The sequence below is a fragment of the Rhizobium sp. SRDI943 genome (assembly GCF_057653695.1).
On the sequence record NZ_CM172787.1, the window covers coordinates 2,466,006 to 2,491,958 of the forward strand.

30 protein-coding genes are annotated in these 25,953 nt (G+C 61.7%); 14 read left to right on the plus strand and 16 right to left on the minus strand.

The annotated features are described in order from the left end of the window. Window positions 1-46: 46 nt before the first annotated feature. Genes dhaL through AC245Y_RS12780 form a run of 6 tightly spaced genes read left to right on the plus strand, consistent with a single transcriptional unit; the run spans window position 47 to window position 4,453 of the window. Window positions 47-667, plus strand: a complete 621-nt coding sequence (gene dhaL / locus AC245Y_RS12755) for a dihydroxyacetone kinase subunit DhaL (protein WP_017994417.1) — start codon at window positions 47-49, stop codon at window positions 665-667. Next, complete coding sequence (gene dhaM / locus AC245Y_RS12760; RefSeq protein ID WP_003540653.1) at window positions 664-1,062, plus strand: dihydroxyacetone kinase phosphoryl donor subunit DhaM; 399 nt, start codon at window positions 664-666, stop codon at window positions 1,060-1,062. Before dhaL ends, dhaM begins: the two co-directional genes overlap by 4 nt. Then, window positions 1,062-1,406, plus strand: a complete 345-nt coding sequence (locus AC245Y_RS12765) for an HPr family phosphocarrier protein (RefSeq protein ID WP_017994418.1) — start codon at window positions 1,062-1,064, stop codon at window positions 1,404-1,406. Before dhaM ends, AC245Y_RS12765 begins: the two co-directional genes overlap by 1 nt. After that, complete coding sequence (locus AC245Y_RS12770; protein WP_017994419.1) at window positions 1,390-2,994, plus strand: putative PEP-binding protein; 1,605 nt, start codon at window positions 1,390-1,392, stop codon at window positions 2,992-2,994. The genes AC245Y_RS12765 and AC245Y_RS12770 overlap by 17 nt, the downstream gene beginning before the upstream one ends. Window position 2,995: 1 nt before the next feature. Beyond that, window positions 2,996-3,409, plus strand: a complete 414-nt coding sequence (locus tag AC245Y_RS12775) for a hypothetical protein (RefSeq protein ID WP_011652427.1) — start codon at window positions 2,996-2,998, stop codon at window positions 3,407-3,409. Between the two features lie 51 nt (window positions 3,410-3,460). Beyond that, a complete protein-coding gene (locus AC245Y_RS12780; protein WP_012757897.1) occupies window positions 3,461-4,453 on the plus strand; it encodes a dihydroxyacetone kinase subunit DhaK in 993 nt (330 codons plus the stop codon). 16 nt (window positions 4,454-4,469) lie between these two features. Here AC245Y_RS12780 and AC245Y_RS12785 read toward each other — a convergent pair whose 3' ends face one another. From AC245Y_RS12785 to AC245Y_RS12795, 3 genes are all read right to left on the minus strand, one after another. Further along, window positions 4,470-5,198, minus strand: a complete 729-nt coding sequence (locus AC245Y_RS12785; protein ID WP_012757898.1) for an esterase family protein — start codon at window positions 5,196-5,198, stop codon at window positions 4,470-4,472. Beyond that, window positions 5,195-6,154, minus strand: a complete 960-nt coding sequence (locus tag AC245Y_RS12790) for an acetylxylan esterase (RefSeq protein ID WP_012757899.1) — start codon at window positions 6,152-6,154, stop codon at window positions 5,195-5,197. Before AC245Y_RS12790 ends, AC245Y_RS12785 begins: the two co-directional genes overlap by 4 nt. An 82-nt stretch (window positions 6,155-6,236) precedes the next feature. After that, on the minus strand, window positions 6,237-6,857 hold the full coding sequence (locus AC245Y_RS12795) for an NAD(P)H-dependent oxidoreductase (RefSeq protein WP_012757900.1): 621 nt from the start codon (window positions 6,855-6,857) through the stop codon (window positions 6,237-6,239). A gap of 93 nt (window positions 6,858-6,950) precedes the next feature. Here AC245Y_RS12795 and AC245Y_RS12800 point away from each other — a divergent pair, with 93 nt between their 5' ends. Both AC245Y_RS12800 and AC245Y_RS12805 read left to right on the plus strand, forming a co-directional pair. Beyond that, window positions 6,951-7,622 carry a TetR/AcrR family transcriptional regulator gene (locus AC245Y_RS12800; RefSeq protein ID WP_012757901.1) on the plus strand — a complete coding sequence of 224 codons (672 nt, stop codon included), beginning with the start codon at window positions 6,951-6,953 and terminating at the stop codon, window positions 7,620-7,622. A 42-nt stretch (window positions 7,623-7,664) separates the two neighbouring features. Beyond that, window positions 7,665-9,176, plus strand: coding sequence for an epoxide hydrolase family protein (locus AC245Y_RS12805; RefSeq protein ID WP_017994420.1), 1,512 nt, complete (start codon window positions 7,665-7,667; stop codon window positions 9,174-9,176). 39 nt (window positions 9,177-9,215) lie between these two features. Here the strand turns inward: AC245Y_RS12805 and AC245Y_RS12810 are convergent, their stop codons facing one another. After that, window positions 9,216-9,998 (minus strand): alpha/beta fold hydrolase, encoded by a 783-nt coding sequence (locus tag AC245Y_RS12810; RefSeq protein ID WP_012757903.1) that lies wholly within the window; start codon window positions 9,996-9,998, stop codon window positions 9,216-9,218. A gap of 371 nt (window positions 9,999-10,369) precedes the next feature. Between AC245Y_RS12810 and AC245Y_RS12815 the strand changes: the two genes are divergently transcribed. Next, complete coding sequence (locus AC245Y_RS12815) at window positions 10,370-11,062, plus strand: GntR family transcriptional regulator (RefSeq protein WP_012757904.1); 693 nt, start codon at window positions 10,370-10,372, stop codon at window positions 11,060-11,062. A gap of 5 nt (window positions 11,063-11,067) precedes the next feature. Here AC245Y_RS12815 and AC245Y_RS12820 read toward each other — a convergent pair whose 3' ends face one another. Both AC245Y_RS12820 and AC245Y_RS12825 read right to left on the minus strand, forming a co-directional pair. Further along, window positions 11,068-11,463: a hypothetical protein gene (locus AC245Y_RS12820; RefSeq protein ID WP_003540671.1), complete on the minus strand. Its 396-nt coding sequence runs from the start codon at window positions 11,461-11,463 to the stop codon at window positions 11,068-11,070. Between the two features lie 120 nt (window positions 11,464-11,583). Continuing rightward, on the minus strand, window positions 11,584-12,195 hold the full coding sequence (locus tag AC245Y_RS12825) for an O-methyltransferase (protein WP_012757905.1): 612 nt from the start codon (window positions 12,193-12,195) through the stop codon (window positions 11,584-11,586). Between the two features lie 262 nt (window positions 12,196-12,457). On the opposite strand from AC245Y_RS12825, the gene AC245Y_RS12830 reads away from it, so the two are divergent. Next, window positions 12,458-13,228, plus strand: a complete 771-nt coding sequence (locus AC245Y_RS12830; RefSeq protein ID WP_017994422.1) for a siderophore-interacting protein — start codon at window positions 12,458-12,460, stop codon at window positions 13,226-13,228. 190 nt (window positions 13,229-13,418) lie between these two features. On the opposite strand, the gene AC245Y_RS12835 is transcribed toward AC245Y_RS12830, so the two are convergent. The 6 genes from AC245Y_RS12835 to AC245Y_RS12860 all read right to left on the minus strand — a co-directional run bounded on the left by AC245Y_RS12835 (window position 13,419) and on the right by AC245Y_RS12860 (window position 19,028). Continuing rightward, window positions 13,419-14,633 carry an FAD-dependent oxidoreductase gene (locus tag AC245Y_RS12835; RefSeq protein WP_017994423.1) on the minus strand — a complete coding sequence of 405 codons (1,215 nt, stop codon included), beginning with the start codon at window positions 14,631-14,633 and terminating at the stop codon, window positions 13,419-13,421. Window position 14,634: 1 nt separating this feature from the next. Continuing rightward, complete coding sequence (locus AC245Y_RS12840; protein WP_012757908.1) at window positions 14,635-15,864, minus strand: Atu1372/SO_1960 family protein; 1,230 nt, start codon at window positions 15,862-15,864, stop codon at window positions 14,635-14,637. 23 nt (window positions 15,865-15,887) lie between these two features. After that, entirely contained in the window at window positions 15,888-16,550 is a 663-nt protein-coding gene (locus AC245Y_RS12845) for an amino acid ABC transporter permease (protein ID WP_012757909.1), read from the minus strand. Next, entirely contained in the window at window positions 16,547-17,206 is a 660-nt protein-coding gene (locus AC245Y_RS12850) for an amino acid ABC transporter permease (protein ID WP_017994424.1), read from the minus strand. The genes AC245Y_RS12845 and AC245Y_RS12850 overlap by 4 nt, the downstream gene beginning before the upstream one ends. 7 nt (window positions 17,207-17,213) lie before the next feature. Next, on the minus strand, window positions 17,214-17,966 hold the full coding sequence (locus tag AC245Y_RS12855; RefSeq protein WP_017994425.1) for an amino acid ABC transporter ATP-binding protein: 753 nt from the start codon (window positions 17,964-17,966) through the stop codon (window positions 17,214-17,216). Between the two features lie 183 nt (window positions 17,967-18,149). Further along, a complete protein-coding gene (locus AC245Y_RS12860) occupies window positions 18,150-19,028 on the minus strand; it encodes an ABC transporter substrate-binding protein (RefSeq protein WP_012757912.1) in 879 nt (292 codons plus the stop codon). A 162-nt stretch (window positions 19,029-19,190) separates the two neighbouring features. Here AC245Y_RS12860 and AC245Y_RS12865 point away from each other — a divergent pair, with 162 nt between their 5' ends. Both AC245Y_RS12865 and AC245Y_RS12870 read left to right on the plus strand, forming a co-directional pair. Further along, window positions 19,191-20,246 (plus strand): GlxA family transcriptional regulator, encoded by a 1,056-nt coding sequence (locus AC245Y_RS12865; protein WP_017994426.1) that lies wholly within the window; start codon window positions 19,191-19,193, stop codon window positions 20,244-20,246. Between the two features lie 111 nt (window positions 20,247-20,357). Further along, window positions 20,358-20,864: a MarR family winged helix-turn-helix transcriptional regulator gene (locus AC245Y_RS12870; protein ID WP_026157396.1), complete on the plus strand. Its 507-nt coding sequence runs from the start codon at window positions 20,358-20,360 to the stop codon at window positions 20,862-20,864. A 32-nt stretch (window positions 20,865-20,896) separates the two neighbouring features. Here the strand turns inward: AC245Y_RS12870 and AC245Y_RS12875 are convergent, their stop codons facing one another. After that, complete coding sequence (locus AC245Y_RS12875; protein ID WP_017994428.1) at window positions 20,897-22,198, minus strand: epoxide hydrolase family protein; 1,302 nt, start codon at window positions 22,196-22,198, stop codon at window positions 20,897-20,899. Between the two features lie 232 nt (window positions 22,199-22,430). On the opposite strand from AC245Y_RS12875, the gene AC245Y_RS12880 reads away from it, so the two are divergent. Further along, on the plus strand, window positions 22,431-22,847 hold the full coding sequence (locus tag AC245Y_RS12880; protein WP_017994429.1) for an NUDIX hydrolase: 417 nt from the start codon (window positions 22,431-22,433) through the stop codon (window positions 22,845-22,847). 37 nt (window positions 22,848-22,884) lie between these two features. Here AC245Y_RS12880 and AC245Y_RS12885 read toward each other — a convergent pair whose 3' ends face one another. Then, the gene (locus AC245Y_RS12885; protein ID WP_017994430.1) at window positions 22,885-23,928 is read right to left on the minus strand and encodes a DUF3095 family protein; all 1,044 of its coding nucleotides are present in this window, start codon (window positions 23,926-23,928) and stop codon (window positions 22,885-22,887) included. A 118-nt stretch (window positions 23,929-24,046) separates the two neighbouring features. Continuing rightward, entirely contained in the window at window positions 24,047-24,442 is a 396-nt protein-coding gene (locus AC245Y_RS12890; protein ID WP_017994431.1) for an Ohr family peroxiredoxin, read from the minus strand. A gap of 278 nt (window positions 24,443-24,720) precedes the next feature. Between AC245Y_RS12890 and AC245Y_RS12895 the strand changes: the two genes are divergently transcribed. Beyond that, entirely contained in the window at window positions 24,721-25,518 is a 798-nt protein-coding gene (locus AC245Y_RS12895) for a class I SAM-dependent methyltransferase (RefSeq protein WP_017994432.1), read from the plus strand. 17 nt (window positions 25,519-25,535) lie between these two features. Here AC245Y_RS12895 and AC245Y_RS12900 read toward each other — a convergent pair whose 3' ends face one another. Then, a complete protein-coding gene (locus AC245Y_RS12900) occupies window positions 25,536-25,883 on the minus strand; it encodes a CAP-Gly domain-containing protein (protein ID WP_012757920.1) in 348 nt (115 codons plus the stop codon). Window positions 25,884-25,953: the final 70 nt, after the last annotated feature.

A 25,953-nucleotide genomic window follows, 5' to 3' on the forward strand; every position in this document is an offset into this window, starting at 1 on the left:
CCGATGTGACGTTTGAAAGCCCGCGGGAGGCGCGGCGACTAGGAGGATGGCAGTGCAGGCGGAACCGGTGCTTGTGGCAGGATTGATCGAGGTGTGCCGCGCGACGATCGCGGCAAACAGCGATCACCTCTGCGCGCTCGATCGCGCCATCGGCGATGGTGATCACGGAACCAACATGCGGCGCGGCTGTGAGGCAGTGAGCGCCGAAGGCGAAAGCCTGTCCAGCCTGCCCTTCCCCGACGCCATGGAAAAGATCGGCCTGACGCTGGTGATGAATGTCGGCGGTGCCGCCGGGCCACTCTACGGCACGCTGCTGATGGAGATCGGCCGCGAGCTTCGCAAAAGCAACGAGAAAGCCGATTTTTCCCTCGTGCTGAAACAGGCAATCGACGCCGTCGCAAGGCGCGGGCGGGCGCATGCCGGCGACAAGACGCTGCTCGACGTGCTCTATCCCGTGCATGCCGCGCTGGAGAAGCGGTCTCCACTCGGTGACGTCGCCCGCAAGGCCGAACGTTCTGCCAGCCGCACGGCTGACATGAAGGCGATGCGCGGGCGCGCGGCCTATCTCGGCGACCGCTCGATCGGCCATGTCGATCCCGGCGCGTCGAGCTGCGCGCTGCTGACCACGGCGATCTGCCGCTATCTCGGGGAGCATCGTCCGCAATGAATGGAAAGACCGCAAATGTGGGTATCGTGATCGTCTCCCACTCGCCGCTGGTGGCAAGGGGGATCGCCGATATGGTGCGACAGATGGTGGGCGACAGCGTGCCGCTCGCCTGGTCGGGCGGCAATGTCCATGGCGAACTCGGCACCGATGCCGGCGGTATCCTCAGGGCGATCGAGGCCGCTTGGTCCGATGCCGGCGTCGCCGTCTTCGTCGATCTCGGCGGTGCTGAAACGAACAGCGAGATGGCGATCGAAATGCTGGGCCTTCCCCGCGCAGCCCTCGTCTCCATCTGCAACGCGCCTTTGGTTGAAGGCGCCGTCATCGCCGCCGCCGAGGCGTCGGGGGGCGCTTCGCTGGCCAAGGTCGTCGCCACAGCCGAGGAACTGTCCCCCTGATGACAACAGGATTGCGTAGTGAAAAACAGGAGCCCGATCCATTGCATGTGAATTGCCAGACGGAGGTAGAAGTCAAGCACGGCGTCGGGCTGCATGCCCGCCCCTCCGTCACCTTCACGCGGCTTGCCAAGTCCTTCCCCTGTTCGATCGAGATCGCCGTCAACGGCAGCGATGTCTGGCTGAACGGCAAGAGCATCATCAAGATCATGGGCGCGCGAATCCGAAAAGGGTCGATCCTTAGAATACGGGCCGACGGCATTCTCGCCGAAGAGGCGATCCGCGCCCTGAAGGAACTCATCGAGCGCAACTTCGATGAGGAAAAGAAACATGGCCGAACCGCTTAGACTGCAAGCCAAGAGCGCATCCCCGGGCATCGCATCCGGCCCGGCCTTTCTCGCGGAGGAGCCGAAGGCTCCTTCCGCTGCCGAGCAGCCCGACACCGCCCCTGCGTCCCGAGCCGTCGGGGGATACGGTGCGCTGGAGAAGGCGATCGACATCTCGATCAGCGAACTCGAGCACCTTGCCGATGGAGCCGACGCCGAAAGCCGGGATATCATCGATTTCCAGATCGAGGTGCTGCGCGATCCCTCGATCGCGGAAGCGACCGGCGCACGCCTGGAAGCCGACGAGAATGTCGTCTTTGCCTGGGTCGCCACCCTCGACGCCTATATCGGCGAACTCGAAGCGGCCGACGAGGAGCAGATGCGGGCACGCGCCGTCGATATTCTCGACATCAAGAACCGCGTGCTCGGCGCGCTCGCCGGCACCCCGATTGCCGATTTCCCGCCCGGCTCGGTCTTCGTCGGCAAGGACATGGAGCCGAGCCGCTTTCTCGCCCATGACTGGTCGAAAGGCGGCGGCATCGCGCTGTTCGCAGGCAGCACCGCCGGCCATGTCGCCCTGCTCGCCCGGGCGAAATCGGTGCCGATGGTGATCGGCACAGGCCGCTTTTCAGCCGCAGACGGAGATCCTGTCAGCGTGGATGGCAACGCCGGTGCGGTCATCCTGCAGGCGGGCAGCATGCTGATCCCACCGCTCGTGCCTGCACAAGAACCCGCCGGCGACACGCAAACCACCGGCGGCGAGTTGCGCACGGCGGACGGCGTGCCGATCCTGTTCTCGATCAACATCAACGATCCCGCCGAGATCGATGCGCTCGATCCGGCAACGGCAGGCGTCGGCCTGATGCGCTCGGAATTTTCGATAACCTCAGTGGCCGATGCCGCCAATGAGGAACAGCAGTTGGCGATCTATCGCCGCGTGCTGGAGCAGGCAGGCGACAGGCCGGTAACGATCCGCATGCTCGATATCGGCGGCGACAAGCCGCTCCCCGGCCTGGAAGATCTGCCGGCTCTTGCCTCGGGCCTACGCGGCATCCGACTGCTGCTTGCCCGGCCGGAAATCGCCCGCGTCCAAGCCCGCGCCCTGCTGCGCGCCGCCGTCTTCGGTAGGCTGTCCGTAATGCTGCCGATGGTGACCTTTCCCGACGAAATCGACAGGATGCGCGACATCTTCCGGGAGGAAGCCGAAAAGCTCGGCCGCCGCGCCCTGCACCACCGAATGCCGCCGATCGGCATGATGGTGGAGGTACCGGCTGCCGCTTTGATGCTCGACACCTTCGGATCTGCGGCGTTCTTCTCGTTCGGAACCAACGATCTTACCCAGTATCTCGCCGCCTCCGCCCGCGACGATATCGATGCCGATACCGGCAAGGCAGCACCCGCCGTGCTCCGGCTGCTTGCCCAGGCGGTGAAGCTGACCGCCGGCAAGCCAGTCAGCATCTGCGGCGACATGGCCGGCAATCCGCACTATCTGCCCGGCCTGCTCGCCGCCGGTCTTAGGCATTTTTCCGTGGCGCCGGCCCGGCGTCCCGCGATAAGATCGGCGATCATCGGCCTCAACGCCGATGGCACAAGGGCAGCCGGAGAGTAGAATGGCGCGCGAAGACACCGAAGACGCCATTATCGCCTACAAGTCCATTCTGGCGCAGATCATCGACAACAGGCCATCCGGCACGCGCCAGCGCCTGGCGACGGCGCTTGGAAAACATCGCAGCTTCGTCACCCAAATCACCAGCCCGACCTATGCGACGCCGCTGCCGGCGCGCCATCTCGCCACGATCGTCCGCGTCTGCCATTTCAGCGCCGCCGAACAGGAGCGCTTTCTCGAAGCCTATCAGGCCGCCCATCCCGGCAAGCTGCCGGACCTCGGCCATTCCGAGAAATTGCGGCACCTTTCGCTGATGGTGCCCGACTTCGGCGATGACAGGAAAAACCGCCTATTGGAAGAGGCGATCTCCGATCTGGTGCAGAAGATCGTCGCGATTTCAGGGGCGAGTGAGCAGTGAGTAGTGAGCGGGTTGACGTGACGTAATGCTTTTGGCCTTGGGAGGGGCTTGATGAAGAAATTCATGAACACTGCGGAAACCATGGTCGCCGAAAGCGTCGAAGGCTTCGTGCGCGCCCATGAGGCCTTCGTAGTGTTCGGCCCCGAGCGCAGGTTCATCCGCCGTCGCCATCTCACGCCTGAAAAGGTGGCGCTTATATCAGGCGGCGGCGCCGGTCATGAGCCGATGCATATCGGCTTCGTCGGCCACGGCATGTTGGATGCCGCCTGCGTCGGCCATATCTTCACCTCTCCCACACCGAGCCAGATCATCGCCGCCATCGAAGAGGCCGATACCGGCGCCGGCTGCCTGCTCGTGGTCAAGAATTACGACGGCGATCTGATGAATTTCGAAATGGCGATCGAGATGGCCGGCGACCGCCACAACATCGACATGGTCGTCGTCAGCGACGATATCGAGACATCAAGGTCCGGCGAAGGCAATGGCCGGCGCGGCGTTGCCGGAACGCTGATCGTCGAAAAGCTCCTGGGTGCTGCGGCCGAACGCGGCATGTCGCTTGCCGAATTGAAGCAGCTTGGCGAAGGATTGAACACCCGCATCCGCTCGATGGGTGTCGCGCTGAACGGCGTGACGGTGCCGCAGACCGAGCGCACGACATTTTCGCTTGGGCCGGGCGACATGGAAATGGGCGTCGGCATCCATGGCGAGCCCGGCCATGCCAGGCAGCCCTTCGCCGCCTCCGACGCCATCATCGGCCATCTCTGCGAAACCATCGCCGGCGATATCGCGGTGGCGCCGGGTACCCGCGCACTGCTCTTCGTCAACGGCCTCGGCGGCACGCCGCCGGCTGAACTCTACCTCGCCTATAATGGCGCCCGCCGCTTCATCGAGGAAAGAGGCATCCCGATCGAGCGCTCACTTGTGGGAACCTACGTCACCTCGCTCGACATGCAGGGACTGTCGGTCACCCTTGCCTTGCTGACCGACGAGGAGATCGCGCTCTGGGACGCGCCGGTTGCGACGGCGGCTTTGCGTTGGCCGTGACGGCATCCCGAGGGTGTCAGAGGTAAAGCGCTGCCATCTTTCGCCAGGCGCCGGCGCGGTGGGCGCGTCCGTCCCAGACATACAGCTGATGGCCGATATTCTTTTCGCCGAGCAGCCGGCTGAGATAGCGGTTGTTGCCGAGGAAAGGGTCGGCGTCGCCGATGGTGAGAACGATGTCGCGCTCACGCAGCCTGTCGAGCCGCCAGTCGCTGCCGAGCCCTGGAAGAAAATGCGCCGGCGTGTGGAAATAGACGCTGTCATCGTAATAGCCGTCGAACAGGTCGCCGAAGGATTCCACCTTCGTCGTCAGGTCGTAACGGCCGGAAAAGGCGACGAGCTTGCGAAAGAGATGCGGATGGCGAAAGAACAGGCTCGCCGCCTGGAAGGCCCCGAGGCTGCAGCCATGCACGATGGTGCAGTCATGTGGATTTTTCGTCGCCATCAGCGGCAGCACCTCGTTGAGAATGTAATCCTCAAGGGCACCATGCCGGCGGATGCGCTCGGCGGGGTGACGGTGAAAGCCATAGAAGGTCTCTGCCGCCAGGCCCTCGATGCAATAGAGCTGGAGATGGCCAGCTTCCAGCTTGTCGGCGAGACTCGCGACCAGGCCGAGCTGTTCATATTCGAAGAAACGCCCGTCTCGCGTCGGAAAGACCAGCACCTTGGCGCCGGCATGGCCGAACACCAGCATCTCCATGTCTCGATGCAGCCGCTGACTATACCAGCGCAGATATTCGCGGTTCATGGCACCCTGAAAAACTGTCTCACCTTGTCGCGGAGAACCGCCTCTTGCTCAGCGCTGCCAGGATAGTCGAAATGCCCCGCATCCAGGATGAAGATTTCATTAAATTTTGGTATCGCATTCGCGACAGCGAACTGGCAGGGTGGCGCGACGGCAGGATCGAAAAGGGCGACGGCCGTCAACATCGGCACCTTGATCCGGCTGGCGGCGGTCGCCGCATCGTAGAAGCGCAGCGTTTCCAGCACGTTTCCATGTTCAGCCTGATATTCCTGCACCGATTCCGCACTGCCGACGCTCGGCAGCATCAGCCGCAGCGGCTGATGCCCGAAACTCGGCAGCGCCAGATGGCCGCGATCGATGCGCTCGTCGTAGGCGATCGCCATTGCTCCGACACCGCCGCCAAAGCTGATGCCGCTATAGCCGATATACCCTGAAAGCCAGGGATAAAGTGCCGTAAGCGTCGAAACAGCGAGCCAGATATCCTCGACGCAGCCGCCGATAATATAGGCCTCCGGTGTGTCGATGTCGTGCAGCACATGCCAGGACGGGTTCTCGGAGATCGGCGGATGGGCGCTGAGCGACAGCCCGCGGCAGCAGGGAAATATGAGCGCCGTTTCTCTGACCGGTAGATCGAAATCAGGACCATCCCGCCCGCCGTAACCGTGCCCGACGACGAGGCCGCGCCGCACCTGCCCTTCCCGCGGCAGGAGCAGCCAGCCGCCGATCCGGAACTCGCCGGTCGAGAGATAGACGAGGTCGAGCACATGCCAGTCGGGATGGGTGATCCGGCTGCGGGAAAGCACCGGCTGCGGATCGACCGTCAGCGCCTCGAGATAACGCGCCTTCCAGAACACATCGAAACCCTCAGGGGCTTCGGGCGGCTCGACCGCAAGAAGCTCGTCAAGCTTCATGCCGTAGGTTGGATCGAAGGCGAAGGGATGTGTCGTCGGAATAGTCATCCAAGGCTTGTCTCGTGAAAAGGCCGGCGGCGCAAGACTCTGCCTTAGCCAGCCGATAAACCTTACCGACACTCGGACACCTTTACGCGGCGTCAGTCGCCTCGTATCGCCCGGATGTGACGAAGAGCCTGCGGCCAACGGCACGCGCAGCCTCCAGATGAGCGGTCGCATGGTCCGGTCCGGCTTCGAACAGCACCTCTGATGTCACGACCCGGGCGCCGCAATAGTCGAAGATCCCATGATCGATTTGCGTCTTCATCGCGCCGAAATAACCGTGCCGCGCATAGGTCCTGACATCAGCGCCGCCGAGGCCGACCAGATGCACCGGCAGTCGGCCAAGCCGCTTCACCAGCCTAGCATCCGCGCCGTAGTCGTAAGCCCAGCCATTGGTGAAGACCCGGTCGATCCATCCCTTGAGCAGCCCCGGCATCGACCACCAATAGACGGGATAGACGAGCACCAGCGCATCGGCGCGATCGATTCTTGCCTGCTCGGCGGCAACATCGGCGGGCAACACCCCTTCCCTGAGATGCAGGGCGATATCGGCAGCACTGAAGCGAGGATCGAAGGCCTCGGCCGCAAGATCGGCGATCTCGAAGGAATGGCCGGCATCGGAAAGAGTGATGCCCTCGGCGAGATGCGCAGCAACGCCATGGGTAAGCGACCGGGGATCGGGATGCGCGACGACGATGAGCGCGTGCATGCAGAAAACTCCCGTTGAATGATTGCGGACGGAAGTCGCGGGCTGTATACCTTTGGTAAGCTACTTTCAGTAAGTTACTTTTGGTATATAGCGATGTCAAGCGCCGAAACAACAGGTCAGCCGACCAATCCGCAACCGCGCCGCCGCCTGTCGCGGCAGGATCGGCATCGCCAGTTGCTCGACGTCGCTTGGCAGATCGTCCGTGACGAAGGAACGGAAGCGCTGACCCTCGGCCGGCTTTCAGAGCTGGCGGGCGTAACGAAACCCGTGGTCTATGATCATTTCGAAACCCGCCCCGGCCTGCTCGCAGCGCTCTACCGCGAATTCGACGCCCGCCAGACGGCTGTGATGGACGCAGCCCTTGCGGCAAGCCAGCCGTCGCTCGCCGACCGGGCCACAGTCATCGCCACCTCCTATGTCGACTGCGTGCTTCTTCAGGGCCGCGAAATCCCCGGTGTGATCGCAGCACTTGCCGGCTCGCCGGAACTCGAAAGGATCAAGCGCGAATACGAAGCGGCCTTCATCGAGAAATGCCGCATCGCGCTTTCGCCCTTTACCGGTGCCGGCACGATCGCCGCAGCCGGCCTCTGGGCCATGCTCGGCGCCGCCGAAGCCCTCTCTTATGCCGCCGCGTCGGGCGACATCACCGCCGTCGAGGCAAAGAACGAACTCTTCGAAACCATCGTCGCGATGGTGGCGAGAAGTATGGGCGGCGGCACGCATCCCGATCACCTGCGCAATACGGCCGGCCTCGCATCGAGATGATCCGGCGGGGATACCTGTATCGAATCCACCGCCCGCTTCGTCATGGAACTCGGTTATTTCGCGACCCTGGCGAGCGACGCGACGGCCGCCTTCTCGCACCTAATGATGCATGCTGCGCACAAGCCGAACGGCCCGACCTACGCCCATGCTATTCTGACGACGGCCGAACTCATCGAAGTCTTGCCCAAGGCGTCTGCTTCAAAGGACAATGCCATGACCATGCTCTTCAAAATGCTCACAAGTGCCGGCTCGGAATCCCCGAACCGCGACCGGCGCAGGTTCCTGACCACCGCGGCGATCGGGATCGCCGCCGTGGGCGCGACCAGCCTGTTTCCGTCCTATCCGGCATCGGCTGCCACGGGAGATGCGATCCGCCCGTTTCGCGTCGACACTCCCGAGGCGGACCTCCTCGACCTTCGCCGGCGCGTGCTGGCAACACGCTGGCCCGAACGCGAGACGGTCGACGACCAGACGCAGGGCATACAGCTCGAAAAGATCAAGCCGCTCGTCGATTATTGGGGCACCGGCTACGACTGGCGAAAGGCGGAAGCGAAGCTGAACGCGCTGCCGCAATTCATCACCGAGATCGACGGCCTAGACATCCACTTCATTCACGTCCACTCGAAACATCCGAATGCCCTGCCCGTCATCATCACCCATGGCTGGCCGGGATCGGTATTCGAGAACCTCAAGATCATCGGCCCGCTCACCGATCCGACCGCTCATGGCGGACGCGCCGAAGATGCGTTCGACGTGGTCATTCCGTCGATGCCGGGCTACGGCTTCTCCGGCAAGCCGACCGGCACCGGTTGGGGGCCGGACCGCATCGCGCGGGCCTGGGCAGAACTGATGAAGCGCCTCGCTTACAGCAGCTACGTCGCCCAGGGCGGCGACTGGGGCTCGCCGGTCTCCGGCGCGATGGCACGGCTCGCGCCACAAGGTCTGCTCGGCATCCACATCAACCTGCCGGCTGTCGTGCCGCCCGAAGTTGCCGCGGTGCTCGCCGCTGACGGGCCAGCGCCGCAGCGACTCTCCACCGAGGAACGCGCGGCGTTCGATGCCCTCAGCGCCGCAGCCAAGATGGGGAACAGGTCCTATGCCACGATGATGGGCACGAGACCGCAGACGATCGGCTACGCCATATCGGATTCCCCGGCCGGCCTTGCGGCATGGACGCTCGGTCATCCAGGCTTCACGCACTGGACCTACGACAGCAGCGATCCCGAAAAGTCTCCCGACGAGGTGCTCGACGACATCACGCTTTACTGGTTGACCAACAGCGCCGCTTCCTCGGCCCGGATCTACTGGGAATATGGCGGCGGGCGCAGTCCCGTCCTTGCGGCCGGGGAGAAGACCTCCAAGATCGCGCTTCCGGTCGCCATCACCGTCTTTCCTGGGGAGAGCTATCAGGCCCCGGAGACATGGGCCCGTCGCGCCTATCGCAACCTTATCTATTTCCACAAGGTCGACAAGGGCGGCCACTTCGCCGCCTGGGAGCAGCCCGAGCTCTTCTCCGCCGAGCTTCGAGCAGCGTTCAGGCCGCTGCGCCGGTGACCAGCCGGCGAACGGCCCTGCCGCTTTCCGGCCTCGGCATCAGTCCGTATTCTGCCCCGCCGCCGTGAGGATCAGCTTTGTGATCTCGTCCGGGTGGGAGATCAACGACAGATGGCTGGCCTGGATTTCAATGGTCTTCGCCCCCATGCGCTTGGCCATGAAGCGTTCGAGATCGGGATTTATCGTCCGATCCTCGGTCGAAACGGCATACCAGCTCGGCTTCGAACGCCAGGCAGCCTGTGTCGTCTTGCCGGTCAGCAGCGCCTTTTGAAATGGCTGCTGCACGGCATAAAGCACTTTGGCCTTCGCCTCCGGCAGGTCGCCGGCAAAATCACGCAGGAATGCTTCCTCGCCCAGCCGACCTTCGTCGGCGTCGAAGACGATGCCGGCGGACGCCGGCGGCGTCGGGAAGGTTTTGGCGAGAGCGGTATAATCCTCACCTGCATCCGGCGCCCGCGCCGCGACATAGACGAGCGCCGAAACGTCAGGGTGCACGCCGGCCTCGGTGACCATCATGCCGGAAAACGAATGCCCGACCAGAACCGTCGGGCCATCCTGTCGGTCGAGCACCCGCTTCACGGCAGCGACGGCCTCGGGCAACGTCGTCAGCGGGTTCTGCACCGCCGTGGCGTTGAGCCCGGCCGCCTGCAGGCGGGCGATCACCTCGGTCCAGCACGAGCCGTCGGCAAACAGCCCGTGCGCCAGCACGACGTTGCGCGCCTTAACGGCAGAGGGTGTCGCGGCCATGCCGCGGGTGGCAAGCAGAGAAGCGGCGGCGCCGGCAACAAGGGCAGCCGAGAAAGTCCGTCTGTTCATCATCATGATCTGGTTCCTTGTGCGTCCAGGAATTGAAGGATCGAAAGCATGTCGGCTCGGGACCGAAGAACCGAAGCCAAGTCAAAATCGGTTGGTCTGTGATGCCGTGTCGGAACAGTTCGCTTTGCCCGGCGCGATGCGCTGGCCTTCGTCGCGTTGCGGTTCCCGTCGTATTCAAATCGGTATTGGAAGCGGCTTCGTGTATGCAGAAGCCTGCTTGCTGGAGATTTATGTATTCCCATCTGATATAAAGTCAATTATTGAATACGTAACACCTTCGTGATGCTATCAGTGTATACGCCTAGCGGCACGTCAATCGCATTTGCATACACAATCGATCGAGCCGTCGATGCTGAAACAGATCGGAGATAACGGAAATGGCGAGTGGTTTCGAAACCGAGGATGACGGCGATGATCGCGGGTTGCTCTCCGACCGCATTCGCAACGCCCTGACGGACGAGATCGCCACCGGCACGCTGGCGGCGGGCGCAGCGTTGGACGAACAGCAGCTTGCCGATCGCTTCGGCGCCTCCCGCACGCCGGTTCGCGAAGCGCTGCGTCAGCTGGCGGCGGGCGGCCTCGTCGAGCTTCGCGCCCGGCGCGGCGGCGTCGTTGCCCGTATGACACCGGAGCGCATCATGGAGATGTTCGAGACGGTGGCCGAGATCGAGGCCATTTGCGTCAGGCTCGCCACCTACCGCATGACACCGCTGGAACGCAGCCATCTGATCGAACTGCACGACCTCTCAGAGTCGATCGTCGAGACCGGCGATTTCGATGCCTATGACAGCTTCAACCGCCAATTCCATGAAGCCATCTATCACGCCACCCACAATAGCTTCCTTGCCGAACAGGCGATCGCCGTGCGCAACCGCCTGAATGCCTTTCGGCGCACGCAGCTGCGCCAGGGCGAACGGCTCCGCCGATCCCGGGACGAACACGAGGCAATCATGCAGGCGATCGCCGAAGGCGACGGCGAGATGGCATCCCGGCGCATGCGCGCCCACATGCTGAACGCCGCCACCTCGCTCAGCCGTTTCATCGAAACCAACAAGCCGGGGGGAGTTTGACGTTCCTACGGCACGGGGCAGCGGTATTTATAGGCGATCAACGTCGTCATCAGCTCGTCGCCGGTGGCCTCGCGAATGCCGGGATTCTCTTCCAGGAATGTACACAACGTATTGCCGATTGCTTCCGCGGTCGTTCCAACCGGCACACAGACGTTTACCCCAACGGAGTTGGCAAAATACGCCGAGTTCACCATTGCTTTCGGCGCAGGAACGACTTCAGTGAAAATACGGCGGGCCAGATACTCGTCCCGGTTCCACTTGTCCAACCAACCCGCGACATATCCGACGACAAACTGCCGGGAGCCGCCGCAATCAGAATAAAGCAGGTCACCGCTGGAAAATCCGGCAGGAATCTTTGCTGAAACCGTTGCCAACAGGGTGGCGATAAGAATGCCCGACATCACATCTCCAAAGCTCGCGATGGCGGAGCTTTGATCGGGAAAGTGTCGGAAATTAGCTTCAAACGTGTCATCTTTTTTGCTGCAACTAAAAACAAAATGGCCGCTAATCTCACGTCAGCCTCAATCGAACCGACTGACCTCAAGCCCGCTGCCGACCGGCAGCAGCACGCTTGATATCCCTGGCTTGGCACGGACAGCCTCACCATAGCGTTTGAGATCATCGCCTCCCGGGCGCAGCATGTTGTCGGCGACAATGATCGCGCCTGGATTGAGCTTGGGGTAGAAGGCTTCGAGGCAGGGAACGTAGAGATCCTTCCACAGATCCACCAGCACGAAGTCGATGCCGGAGGAAAGCGCGCCGATCATCTGGACGGCATCGCCGACCTTGAATTCCACATGCTCGGCGAGCCCTGCCTTGACGGCCATGTCTCGTGCGTAGCCAGACTTGTAGTCGTGCATTTCCATGGTGATCAGCCGCCCGCCGGAAGCGCGCGCGGCTTCCGCCAGCCATATCCCGGAATAACCGAAGGAGGTGCCGAGTTCGAGAATGGTCGGGCTCTTGAGGCTCTTGGCGAGGATATTGATGAACTGCCCGGTCGCGGGCCCGACCGCGCGCAGCCGCTGATCCTGTCCTCCATCGCGGCCGCCCGGAGGCAGCTCGCGCGGGCTGTTATGCTCCGTCTCGATCATCGCGTGATAGATGTCGAGCACGTCCTGGATTCGGCTGTCCATTGTCTTCTCCATAACCGCTGATCGGCCGATCATTGCCCAACCGGAACGGCACCGGAAAGTTAAACTTTGGCAATCATCGCCATTGCTGGCTCCCTTGCTGTTGCACATGCCGCCGCCGTCGGCTACATCATGCCGTCAATGGTCGGGTCACCCGGCCACGTAAGCGTTAACGTCACTCAACGCGTATGATCGAACGGCTTTGCGGCTTCGATCTGCGCGACTGTGTCCTGCGGATCGAGTTTCAGAAGCCCCGGAAGGACACATGGATAACAATCAATTCAAAGATCAAGCTTCATCGACCCCTGGCATCGAGCGGATTCGCCACGACACGCGGCGGCGCTTACTGACAGTCGAAAGCGTCGTCGATATCACTCCGAGCATGCGCCGGGTCGTATTGGCAGGTGACGATCTCGCCGATTTCATCAGTCTCGGTGCTGACGACCACATCAAGATCTTCATTCCCACTGCCGATGGTGGAGAAGAGCGCCGTGACTACACGCCGCGCCGCTATGACAATGCCGAGCGGAGATTGACCATCGACTTTGCCTTGCATGAGGCAGGTCCGGTGACGAAATGGGCGATCGACGCCAACCCGGGCGACAGGCTCGAGATCGGCGGACCAAGAGGCTCCGCCGTAGTCTCGAAGACCGTAAAACGATGGCTGCTGATCGGCGACGAAACAGCACTGCCGGCGATCGGCCGCCGGATCGAGGAAATCGGCGCCGGAACCGTCGTCACCACAATCGCAGCCGTCACCGGCCCGTTGGAAGAGCAGACCTTCGAGACATCGGCCGAGCTGCACCTCCACTGGGTGCACCGGCCGCTTTCGCAGGCAACCGATGCCGCAGCACTGCTGAAACTGTTGAGTACGGTCGATGTCCAGCCGGAGACCTTCATCTGGGTCGCGGCGGAAGCCTCGGTGACACGCGATATCCGCGCCTACCTGCTGGAACGAGGTTGCCCGCTCGGCTGGATCAAGGCTTCCGGCTACTGGGTCTTCGGCAAGGCCGATACGACCGAGAAATTCGGCTAGGACCAACCTCGCATTCCGGATTCCATTTGGTGATGAGCTCTGACTCCCTTCGTTCCGGATTTTATGATCCGGAACGATCAGATGGATGTGAAGAGGTATGAATTGAGCGAAGTCTCGGCAGCCTCTGCCGGAACGCTGCGGCAGGTGGAAGAGCGTCAGCAACTGTAGGCACCGGGCGCCAGCCACCGACTTATTGAAAGAGGAGATCGACCACGCGGCGGGCAGAGCCCAATGCAAGCGTCCAACCCAGCATGCCGTGACCGGCATTGATGTAGAGACCTTTGATGTGTCGGGAGGCGGCGATAATGGGTTTGGAGGTCGGCGTCATCGGCCTCTCGCCCGACCATCTCATCAGTTCGTCCGAACGCTCGAAAAGGTCGGGCAGCACAACAGACGCGGCCAGCCTCAGCGTCTCGAAACGTCCGGCATCAAAGCCGGCCCCAGAACGCTCGATATCTGCCAGTCCGGCGACACGAAAACGGTCGCCGATGGCTGCAAAGGCAAGCTTTCGCTTGACGTCTGTCAGGCTGATACTTGGTGCAAGGCCAGTTCTTGGAACGGTGAGCGAGTAGCCTCTGATGGGGCGTATGTCTCGGGCCTCGGGCAAATCGGATATGAGGGAACGGATCTGCGGTCCTGCGGCGACGATGGCTGCATCGACGTGAAGCTCATCGCGGTCTTCGAACCTCAGCCCCGTCAGCACGCCTCCCGCTTGGACGAAGCTCGAGACCCTCCTGCCGAAAAGCACCGACACCTGCCGGCGCTCGATCATCCAGGCGGTCAGCTGGCGGCAAAATCCGGCCGCATCGCCGAGGGCATCACCGGGAGTGTAAACGGCCCCGGCAATCTCTCCCTGATACGCGGCGAGCGCAGGCTCGATGTTTTCCGCCTCCACTCGCGTCAGCAGGCGCTGTTCGAAGCCGAGGGCATTCTTGCGCGCGACACTGGAATCGGCGGCAGAAAAACTTTGCCGATCGGCATAGAGGTGCAGTTTTCCGGCGACACGATAGTCGAATTCGATATCGGTTTCCTTAAGCAGGATTGCGAGCTCGTGACGGGATTGCTCGGCAAGGCGCAGGATCTCCTCTGTATTGTTCCACCAACGCCTGAACGGTGTATTGGCAAGGAATTTCAGCCCCCAGCAGAGAAAGTCCCGATCGAGTTGCCAGTGGATCCGGAAGGCTGGATCGCGGCCCATCGCAATGGCTGGCAGATGCTTCAGCAGGGCTGGTGATGCCATTGCGTCACCGTAGGCCCAGGACAGCTGCGCGGCGTTGCCGGCACTCGCCCCCATGCCGGGCTCGCTTGCCGCATCGATAAGTGTCAAATCATGCCCCGCCCGGGCCAGAAGATAGGCCGACGATACGCCGATGACGCCGGCGCCGATCACCGCAACGCGCGCCATCTCAAGCCTCGTCGCCGACGACGGCCGTCAACTCGACTTCAACAGGAACCCCGCGCGGCAGGGATGTTACGCCGATTGCGATGCGGGCATGCGCCCATCGATCCGGGAAGAGCTCTCGGAGCAATTCGGAAGCCCCATCGATGACGGCGCCGTGGCGCTCGAAAGCAGCATCCGCCGCGACATAGCCCGCGAGCCGGACGAAGCCCAGGATGTTGTCAAAGCCGCCCGCAGCCCCTTCCAGCTGCGCAAGCGCATTGAGAAGCGCCCAGCGCGCGCATTCTCGCCCCTCTTCGATGGAGACGGATGCTCCGAGATGTCCCGTCCGCAGCACCACACCATCCTTCAGCGGCACCTGACCGGAAACGGTGATGATGCTGCCGGTCCGCACAGCCCCGGAAAATGCGCCTGGCGGCGAGGATGCTTCCGGCAGAGCAAGCTCGAGCTGTGCCAGCCGTTCGCGTACGCGATTGCTTCCAGCCGATGAAGCATCGTGTGCCTTGCGGACTGCTGCTTCTGCGCTGCGGTCGACGAAGGCCCTCATGATATTCCTGTCGAGTTCGCTCAGCCGGTATTCGGGGTGCCACTGGATGCCCAGGCAAAAGCCGTCCGTGTCCCCTTCGAATGCTTCGATGGTTCCGTCCGGCGCCCGCGCGGCGACACGGAAGCGTCCTCGGCCGGCCAAAGCATGCCGGTGCAGGCTGTTGACGCGTGCCGGCCCCTTCCCCACCCAATCGGTCAGCACGCTGCCTTCCTCGACGATGATCTCGTGCGCCAAAACGTCGGGGATATCTTGCGGGATGTGGGATACGGCCGCGGCCGGCAGCTCGGTTTGAAATTCGCCTCCAAGGCATTCGCCGATCAGTTGCATCCCGTGGCATATGCCGAGAAGCGGCTTGCCCGTTTTCAAGGCCTGCTCGACCAGCTGAGTTTCGAACTGTCTGCGCGCGCCTGTCACCTCAGTCCCCGGCCGCGCACCGGTGAGGACGATGCCATCGGCGAGCGCCAACGCAGATGCCAGGTTCCGGGTGTTATAAGGTAGGATCAACGGAATTCCCCCGGCCTCGGCTATGGCGTCCGCATAGTTGGCACGCACCACATACTCCGTTTCGGTCGGCGCATCGGGCGCCTCGCTAACGTCGGGTGTCATGAGGATCACCGGCCAGCGAGGTTCATGCGATTGCGTTGCATGCCGACGTGCGTTGCCCGTGGCAACGGTCGTTTCAATGGTCATGGTCTTGGCCTTGTGATGACGAGTTAGCGGGCGGCCGAAAGGGCTAGCCGGCGCGAGAGGACCGAGAAAGGCCAGGCTATCGCGAAATAGCAGAGGCCGACGGCAATGTAGATTTGCAAGGGCAGGAAATACTCGGTCGCCATGGACCGCCCGGTGAGGACCAGTTCGTTGACGGTAATCAGCGAAGCGAGAGAAGAATCCTTGAGCAGCGAGACGAAGGTGATGATCATCGGCGCCAGAATGACACGGGCGACCTGCGGCAGGATTATCAGGACGAAGCTCTGGGCCGGGGTAAAGCCCGCGGCCAACGCGGCTTCGCTCTGCCCGGCCGGTATAGCCTTCAGGCCGGCGCGGAAAAGCTCTGCGACCTGGGCCGCGAAACACAACGCCAGGCCCGCAATCGCCGCGCCGAAAGCATCAAGGACAATCCCGACACCCGGCAAGCCGAAATAAATCAGAAACAGAACCGCCAGCAGCGGCACGCCACGCACGATCGTCACATAGAGAGCCGCAAAATACCGCAGCGCTGCGAAACTGGATTTCTGGCAGAGCGAAAGCAGCAGGCCGAAAACGAATGCCAGGGCAAACGCACAAACGGAAAGCAGGGCCGTATTCACCATCGCCCGCAGCAGCAGAGGCAGCCATTCGGCACCATAATCGCCATAGGGCGCCAGGAAAGCACTCATCCTTTCAATCTCCCGTAACGTCTTTCGAGGAACTGCGTTGCCTGCATCAATGGCAGGCTCAGCAACAGGTAGAGTGCCGCCGCCGTCGCATAGATCATTGTTGTCTGGAAGGACGACGTCACCATTGAACGGGCGAAGAACATGATTTCCGGCGCCGCAATGGCCGAGACGACGGATGTATCCTTGAGAAGCTGCACCGCGTAGTTTCCGAGCCCCGGAAGCGCTATCCGCATGGCCTGCGGCGTCAGGATCTCAAAGATGGTCTGGAGTGGGGTCAGCCCTGCAGCAAGCGCCGCCTCCGCCTGCCCGCCAGGCAGCGCGGCGAAACCGGCGCGAAAGATTGCGCAGGTGATCGCCGCCCCGATGAGCCCGAGGCCCAGGATGGCCGCCGTGATCGACGTCAATTTCACGCCGAGGCTGGCAAGCCCGAAGTAGAGGATAAACAGATGCGTCAAGGCCGGCACATTGCAGAGAATCTCGCAGCAGGCATCGATCGCGAGATTGATGAACCTGATCCCGGCAAATTGCCTGAGCAGAGCGAGAAGGAACCCGAAAGCGGCTGCGAACACGAGCGAGGCGATCGTGACGAAAACGGTTACGCCAAGCCCGGCGACGAGCCCCTGGACGACCGAGAAGAATACGGAAAATCCAATCATGACACGCCTAGTGCCGGATCTTGTTGAGAAACGCTTGCGTGCGCGCTTCCCGAGGAGCGGTTATGACCTGGCGTGCCGGGCCGGATTCCACGATCGTGCCGCCGTCGAGAAACAGAACGCGGTCGGCAATCTCGCGTGCAAACGCGATCTCGTGCGTGACGATCAGCATCGTGCGCCCTTCGTCTGCCAGCTCCTCCATCACTTTCAGAACCTCCTGGACCAGTTCGGGATCGAGTGCCGATGTCGGCTCGTCGAACAGCATGAGCTTTGGCTTCTGGGCAAGCGCCCGCGCAATCGCGACGCGCTGTTGCTGGCCGCCGGACAGCTCGAGTGGTGAGGCTTCGGCGCGGTGCGTCATATGGACTTTGGCCAGCATCTCCAAAGCCAGTTCGCGTGCCTCGGCGGCAGGCAGACCGCGCACCTTGCGCGCCGCGATCGCCACGTTTTCCGTCACCGACAGATGCGGCCAGAGATTGAAGAGCTGGAAGACCATGCCCATCTCGGCGCGCTGCGGTGCAAGTTGCCGGTCGCTCATGATACGGCCATTGCGCGTACCGATCCGCTCGCCATCGAGGCGGATCTCGCCGGCACTGGGCTTTTCCAGAAAATTCATGCAGCGCAGACAGGTGGATTTCCCGGAGCCGGAAGGGCCGATCAGGGCAATCTTCTCACCTGGCGCGACGTCGAAATCGATACCTTTGAGAACTTCGATAGGACCATAGCCCTTGCGCAGGCCTGCAACGCTCAGAAGCGCATTCATCGCCGTTTCCTTATGCGATTATATCTACAGCGCCGCGCGTCTTTTCAGACGCGCCAAGGACGCTGTAGCACTTTGAATTGCTGCATAATTTTCTCCTGAAATCGATTCCGATTTAAGGAATTATGCAGTAGGCGAAGAGGGTGGACGAAAGCTGCCGACTGCTGCTTCCGTCCACACGGCCGTTCAGCCGCCAGCTGCGCAGGACGGCAGCTTGTAATCTGCGGGGCGATCGACACCGGCGCGGAAGTTTTGACCCGCAGGCTTGAACCAGACATCCGACGACAATCCGTAGCGGGCGCCGATTTCCTTCATCTCGCAAGTCTTCCACATGTCGGCGATGATGGCGTCCATCTTCTGGCGCAGATCGTCGTTCTTCTGGTTGAGGCCATAAACGACCTGGCCGAGACCGGTCAGCAGCGGAAAATCCGGACTGTTATCGGTGAAGGCGAGGAAGTGCATATTCCAATCGGGGTTCTGCTTGATGGCGTAGGAGATCACCGGCGGATCGCCGATGACAGCGTCGATGCGCCCGGCGATAAGATCGCGCACGGCCGCATCGGAAGTGTCGTAGAGCGAAAGCTGGAGATCTTTGATGCTCTTCAGTTCAGGGACGAACGAAAAGCCGGTGATCGTGCCGATCTTCTTGCCTTCCAGATCGGAAAGCTTGTCCCAGCTCGTCTTCGTCGATTGCATGATGCCGTTCTTGAAGTAGTGGATCGGCTCGGACAGCGTCATGATCTTCGTGCGTTTTTCGGTCCAGCCCATGGTGCCGAGCATGACGTCGACGCGGCCCGACTGAACGGAGGCGATCGTACCCGACCATTCCATGAGGGCAGGCTGAATCTTGAGGCCGAGCTTCTCGGCAATGCGTTGCATGATTTCACCGTCATAGCCTACCAGCTTCCCGTCCTGCCAGCCGGAGCCGGGCATGTCGCCGGTGAAGGCAACCGTCAGCTTGCCCTGCTCGGCAAGTTCGAAAGCATTGGCGATAGATGAAAGGGACATGAAGCTGCCTGCCAGCAGAGCGCACGTCACCATCCTTCTCGAAAGAGAAAGTGCCATTGTTCTGATCCTTGATTTGTTGGTTCCCCGGTCCGGTGGTTTCTGTCCCCGGAAGTCGTGTTCGACGAGAGGAAACTTGACACTGAAGGCTGCGGCTGAATTTTATAAATCGGACATTTTCTTTGAAAAAAGGACATGATGACTCTATCATCGCCACACGCCATGATCACATCCGAGGAACCTTCCGAAATATCTGCCAACGAGCCGGACTATGTGCGCTGGCTCGACGATCTTTGGGCCGAGCGGCTTCTGCTCGCACGCGACCGAAAGGCCGATCTCTCTGTCGGCATTCTCCTCTGGCCGACTTTCCCGATGATGTCGCTGACGGGTATCGTCGAGCCTCTCAGGCATGCGGCGGACTTTGCTGACAATTCCCGTCCATTGCATTGTCGCTGGTCGATCATGGGGGCTCCCGGCCATGCAGCGGTCGCCAGCTGCGGCATCCGGGTTCACGCCGATGCGCCCTACATTAACCCGACCGACTTCGACTACGTCGTCGTTATCGGCGGCCTCCTGCCACATCTGCGCGCCGCACCTAGCAAGCATCGCGACTATCTCAGGGTGGCGGCATCGGCGGGTGTCCCGGTCATTGGCGTTTGTACGGGCGCCTTCATATTGGCGCAGGAGGGACTGCTCGCCGGACGCAAGGCGTGCGTTCATCCCTTTCACGCGGAAGATTTCCGGATTGCCTTCCCGCGTCTTGTCTTCTCCACGCGCGATGACTTCCTGATCGAAAACGGCCGCATTACCGTGCCTGGCGGCGTATCGATCCTGTCGCTGATGACTGAACTCATCCGCACGCATTGCGGACCGGATCGGGCGGCCAAGGCCGTGCACCAGCTTTCGCTCTCGGAGCAGAAGCACATGAGCGCCTTCGATCACGGCCGCGCCACAACATTTCGCCGCACGGAAGATTCGCGCATACAGCGAGCCGTCGTTCTTATCGAGAGTCGGAAAGGCCGCGACGTCTCACCGGAACAGGTGGCCTCTCTGGTCGGCCTGTCACCACGCCAGTTCGCGCGTCTGTTCCAGGACAATATCGGCATGACCCCGAAGCGTTTTATCGTCGAGACGAGATTGCGCTATGGCCGGTTTCTGGTCGAAAATAGCACGCTGCCCATGACGGCGATCGCCTTTGAAATCGGATTCTCCGACTCCGCTCATTTCGCGACCGCTTTTCGCAAGAAGTATGGGAAGCCTCCCAGGAGTTTCCGCTGATCTTTGTCACCACAAACGGCAGGATCGAAAACCGACTTCGACACTATTGCGATTTAATCGGATGCGATTTATATAGATGTCATCGTCAGAAAGCTTGGACAGGATGGACCGATGCCGACATCTAAAGCAGCTAAGGGGCTGGATATGCCTGCGCCCGCCTCCCCGCCAGCAGGCCAGGACGGCAGGAAACTTTCGAATTTCCTGTGCTTCGCGGTCTATTCGGCAAATCTCGCCTTCGGCCGCGCCTATAAGCCGATCCTGGACGAGCTTGGCCTGACCTACACCCAATATATTGCCATGGTGGCTCTCTCCGAAGAGGATGACCAGACCGTCGGCGTGTTGGGGGAAAAGATGTTCCTCGAATCCAACACGCTGACGCCCATCCTCAAGAAGCTGGAGTCGAATGGTTTTATCACCCGTCACCGCGATCCCGCCGACGAACGGCAGGTGCGGGTCAGCCTGACGCCGGCAGGACGCCAACTGGTTGAAACCGATCCCGGCAACGCGCTGCTTGGCGCCATCGGCCTCGGCGACGACTTTCCCGTCGTGCAGAAATCGGTGACGACGCTGCGCGACAACCTGCTGCGGTCAACGCAGGGCGAACCGGGGAAATCGTGATCGCGGCCTCAGTCGCCTGATCCCGCCTGGGTCTACTGCCGCAACGGCCGGAACGCCGTCCTGAGCTCGGCAGTGAAAGCCATCGGCTGTTCCCAGGCGGCGAAGTGACCGCCCTTCGGCAGCCGGTTGTAGTGGATGAGCTTCGGATAGGCCTTCTCCGCCCAGCTCTGCGGCGCCTGGTAGATCTCATCAGGAAAAGCACTGACCGCCACAGGGATCTTGATGCCCCTGGGGTCGAAGAACCCGCCCGACGGATGGTGCGCATTGTCCCAATAGAGGCGTGCCGAGGAGATTGCTGTGTTCGTCAGCCAGTAGAGCGTGACGTTGTCGAGGATATCGTCCTTCGTCAGCCCCTCGGGCTCTCCGTCGAAAACGCGGGCGATCATCCGGTAACTGCGGATGTCGTGATCGAGCATCCACGACGCAAGCCCGACCGGCGAGTCGACGATCCCGTAGAGCGTCTGCGGCCGGTTGTTCATCTCGATGGCATAGCCCAGTCCGTTCTTGTAGAAATCGTCGAGCTGATCGAAGGCGCGCCTTTCGTCCGGCGACAGGTCGGCTGGCGGCATGCCGCCGGCGGCAAGAGCCTTGGCGATGTCAGCAGGAACCGTGGCCGCCATGTTCGTGTGGATGCCGAGCAATCCCGGCGGCTCCTGCACCGCCATCAATTCGGTCACCGCGTTGCCCCAGTCGCCACCCTGCGCCACGAACTTCGTGTAGCCGAGACGTTGCATCAGCGTGACCCAGGCGTGCGCGATGCGCGGCGGGTTCCAGTTCCCCGACCCCGTCGGTTTCCCGGAAAAGCCGTAGCCCGGCAAAGACGGGATCACCACGTCAAATGCGTCCTCTTCGCTCCCGCCATGCGCTGTCGGATCGGTGAGCGGTTCGATGATCTTCAACTGCTCGATGATCGAGCCAGGCCATCCATGTGTGACGATCAACGGCAGCGCATTTTTATGCTGGGAGCGCACGTGAATGAAGTGGATATCCAGCCCGTCGATCTCGGTGATGAACTGCGGCAGCGCATTGAGCCGCGCCTCCATCTTGCGCCAGTCGTAATCCGTCGCCCAATGCTTCGCGAGTTTCTGGATCGTTGCGAGCTGCACGCCCTGCGTATCATCCGCAACTGTCTCCTTGTCAGGCCAACGGGTGGCCGCGACGCGCCGGCGCAGATCGTCAAGCTGATCCTCGGGGAAATTGACGCTGAAGGGGCTAACCCCGTCGCCGTTTGCCTGAGCGCTACGCGTCCCGGCAAGCATGCTCATGGCTCCGGCGGCGACCGTGGCCGCAAGCAGTTCGCGCCGCGTGGGCGTTGATAGGGATGTGGGTGGCATGACGCTCTCCTCTCCGTTTGATCTGTTCGGAAACGCACGAAGATCGACTGACCGACCTCGTTCGCATCAGCAGGTCATTCGCGTCTGTCCGGGGACTATGCTCCCGGGCAACGTCGGGGGTCAACTTACCCTGTCAGGCTATGCCTCGACTGTCTCAATGGACGACTGGTCATTGCAAAGAGCCGTGGCTGCGGGCAGCATCGGCGCGAGTTCGATAAGGACAGGAGAATGCATGCCCGACATCGCGATGGGCGTCTTGAGCCGGAACGGAACCGTTCTTCTGGCCAGGCGCAGTTCCGAGCGCAAGGTGCACCCGGACCGCTGGAGCCTCCCGGGCGGCCATATCGAAGAGGGCGAAGACGCCGAGACGGCAATGTGCCGGGAATTGATGGAAGAAATAGGCGTGACGCCGGAGTTCTGGCAGTTTGCAGGACGGTTCGGATCGGAAGGCCCGCCCGAAGCACCCGTCACCTTCCATGTCTATCACATCGATAGATGGCGCGGCCGGCCGCGACTTATCGGTGATGAACACACCGAGCTCAGATGGTTCACCGCCGCCGCGATAGAAAAAGAAGCCGAATTGGCGTTGCCTCAGTTCACTGAGATGCTAGCAAACCTGGCCATGCGGGAAACAGGCACGCCCGCTTAGGTCTCTTGGCGGTCACGACATCTCGCCGAACGGGTCTTCAGCGCGCATGATGCTGGACGTCGCCATGCGCACCGGCCTCCATCATCTCGGCCGCCCTGGCATAACCGCCGCCCAATCCGTCGAGGAAATGCAGGTGCGAATCCGGCCTGTCCGATGGTACGAGACAAGTCATCAGCGCATGCGACTGGCGGTGCAGTCCGAAGTTGATCTCGCCGCGCGCCCTTGCCGAAACGAGGATCGCTTCGACCTTGTCGATCTGTTCCGGCGTGCAGTCCAGCGTCAGGCGCAAACCGTCGTCGAACTTGCGGAAATCCGAGCTGGCGGCGACCTCCGACCAGCCTTTCGCATCGAGCTGCTTCCCGCCGTCTCCTGACAAGGGAACACCGGCGGGAAGCGGATGAGATTGGCGCGGCGCGGCATCGAAAACCGCAAGCACACGCTTCGTCAGCGCCGCAAAGACCTCGGAACTGATATGGTCACTTGGCTCGACCAGCAGCGACAGGATCTCGCCTCGCTGGCTTGGGAATGGGGTCCAGTCACAGCTCAGTCCAGTCAGATCAGGCTTCGTCGCGTAGCGGCCCGGCTTGACCAGATACCGGCCATTCCTAATCTGCTGCTCCGCCCATTTGAGCCCTCCCCCTGTAAACATCGCATAGGTCGCGTTCTCGGAGGCGGCATAGCGGGCAATTCTGACGTCGCGCCCACCGGCCCGGATTTCACGCACGGTGAGCAGCCCGATCCGAAGGTTGAGGTCGAGATCGGTGCTGGCAAAGCTTGCGACCTGCCGCAATGCCGAGGTCGCGGCCATGATGCCCTGCGGCGGCAAGGCGAATGCCGCCCCATCCCCACGAAACACGAAGGGGAAATCGAACGAACCCCAGGCATTGCCGAGCGCCGCGATAACAGATGCGCCGGCATAGTTGACGTCTTCATAGCGCCCCGACCGGATCGCAGCGGTCGAGCTGACGACGTCGGTGATGCCGATCAGCCAGTCATCGGGCAATGGCTCATAGACATCAGGGTCGAGCACGAGTGAAAACTCGTCATAGGCCTGGTGCGGCTGGGCGTGGCTATTGATCATGGCATATTCTCCAGATCGGCAAGGTTTCCGGTGCCTGCTACCTCAGGAAGGGGTCTGCCAGCCGATCGGCAGGCCCTCCGCATCAAATCCTCCGGCGATGAGGTTTGCCCTCGCCCGCTCAGACAAGCTTGGTCTCGACGTCGATATTGCCGTGTGTCGCCTTGGAATAAGGGCAGATGCCATGGGCTGCCTCGATCAACTCCTCAGCAACGTCGCGATCGATGCCGGGCAGGCTGACATTGAGGCGCGCCCTGAGGAAGAAGGAGCCGTTATCGACGTTGAGATCGATCTCCGCGTCGACCTCGGGACCATCAGGCAGCGTGATCTTCCGCTGCGAGGCGGCGAACTCGATGGCGCCGATATAACAGGCCGACCAGGCGATGCCGAACAGGTTTTCGGCAGCCGGATGCGGTTGCAGCAGCTTGATGTCGATCGTGCCGTCGCTGCTGCGTGCAGAGCCGTTGCGGCCGCCAGAGATGTGGGTCTTGCCGGTAAAGAGAAGCTTCTCGGTCATGGTGATATCCTTTCGGTTTGGGATTTGTACGTATCCGATTAAATCGAATGCGCTCTAATACGCCACACGAAAACTGATGTCAACACCATTCCGATTTAATCGGATACGATTTATTTTTCACAACCAGACTCGTGGCGCCAAGGCAATCCCTCAACGGCAGCTATGCGAACAGGCTCGGCTCGCCCACGAAAGTCAGGTCTTGTCCGGGGGCTGAGCTCTCTATAGTTTTCTATGGACAAGCTCGAGGCGGCGCCTGTGAAGAAGCCCAGAGAGATGCCATGTCCTCCATAACAGCAGACAATGCGGGACAGTATGGCGACGGCCGGAAGCTCGCCGCGCGGGCTCGACTGCATAGCCAATACACCATCGCCGAGACGGCCTGGTTTCCATGGGTTGCAACGCAGTTGTCCCTGAAGCCAGGCGATCGTGTCCTCGACGTCGGCTGCGGACCGGCCTGGTTCTGGGCAGCAACGGTAGGTCTGCTGCCGGAGAATCTTGACCTGACGCTTGCCGACCTTTCACAAGGCATGGTCGACGAGGCGGTGGCGCGTTGCAGCACCCTGCCATTCGGCTCCGTCCGGGGCTGCCAGGCCGACGCAGCCGCGCTCCCCTTCGAAGATGACGCCTTCGATGCCGTGGTCGCGATGCATATGCTCTATCATCTGCCCGACCCGGCCGCAGGCATCGCGGATATGTCAAGAGTGCTGAGGCCGGGCGGCTTGCTCGCGGTCACAACCAACGGCGCCGGCAATATGCGCGAGATCTACGCGCTGACGACCGTATTCGGCAGTGCTCCATCCGACCCGGCTGCCGAAGCCTTTGGATATGACGCTGCCGAACGATCGATGCGGTCGCAGTTTGGAAACGTGAGCATGTCGCAGCATCCGGCAAGCCTGCGGATCACCGAGCCCGAGGATGTATTCCTGGCGCTCACCTCCTATCCGCCCGGCGATGGCGCCGGCGAAACTCAACTCACCAGGTTCCGTCAAGCCATTGCCGATGCGTTCAGCCAACGCAATGGCGTGCTAGAGGTCAGCAAAGAGACTGCGCTGTTCCTGAGCAGAAAGACGGCCTGATCGGTGTCGTGGGGCGGTCAGACCTTCTCTTTCTTCCTGATTTTTTCCTTAGGCTCCACCGGTGCATCGGGCGTCGGCGCTAAAAGCTTGCGCAGTGACGAGATCTTGTCCTTCACCAGCGGCCGGAACCGCGTGGCGCGATAGGGCATGTCGGCCGCGCCATAACCTTCCGGCCCGTCATCATTGCCGCGGTTGATCTCCGCGAGTTTCACCCCGATGAACGTGCCGTCGATATAATGGGTATATTCGCCCACCCAGCGGATCGTATAGATCTCGCCCTTGCGGATCAGTTGGTCGATGCTGACATGCTTGAAGGTATCGTTGATGCAGACGACCTTCTGGCCGACGTGGAAATCATAGCTCATGGATCAAACTCTCGAAACGGCAATCCGTCTGGCCGATCTATAGCGTGCCCTGCGGCGGGGATGAACCGTT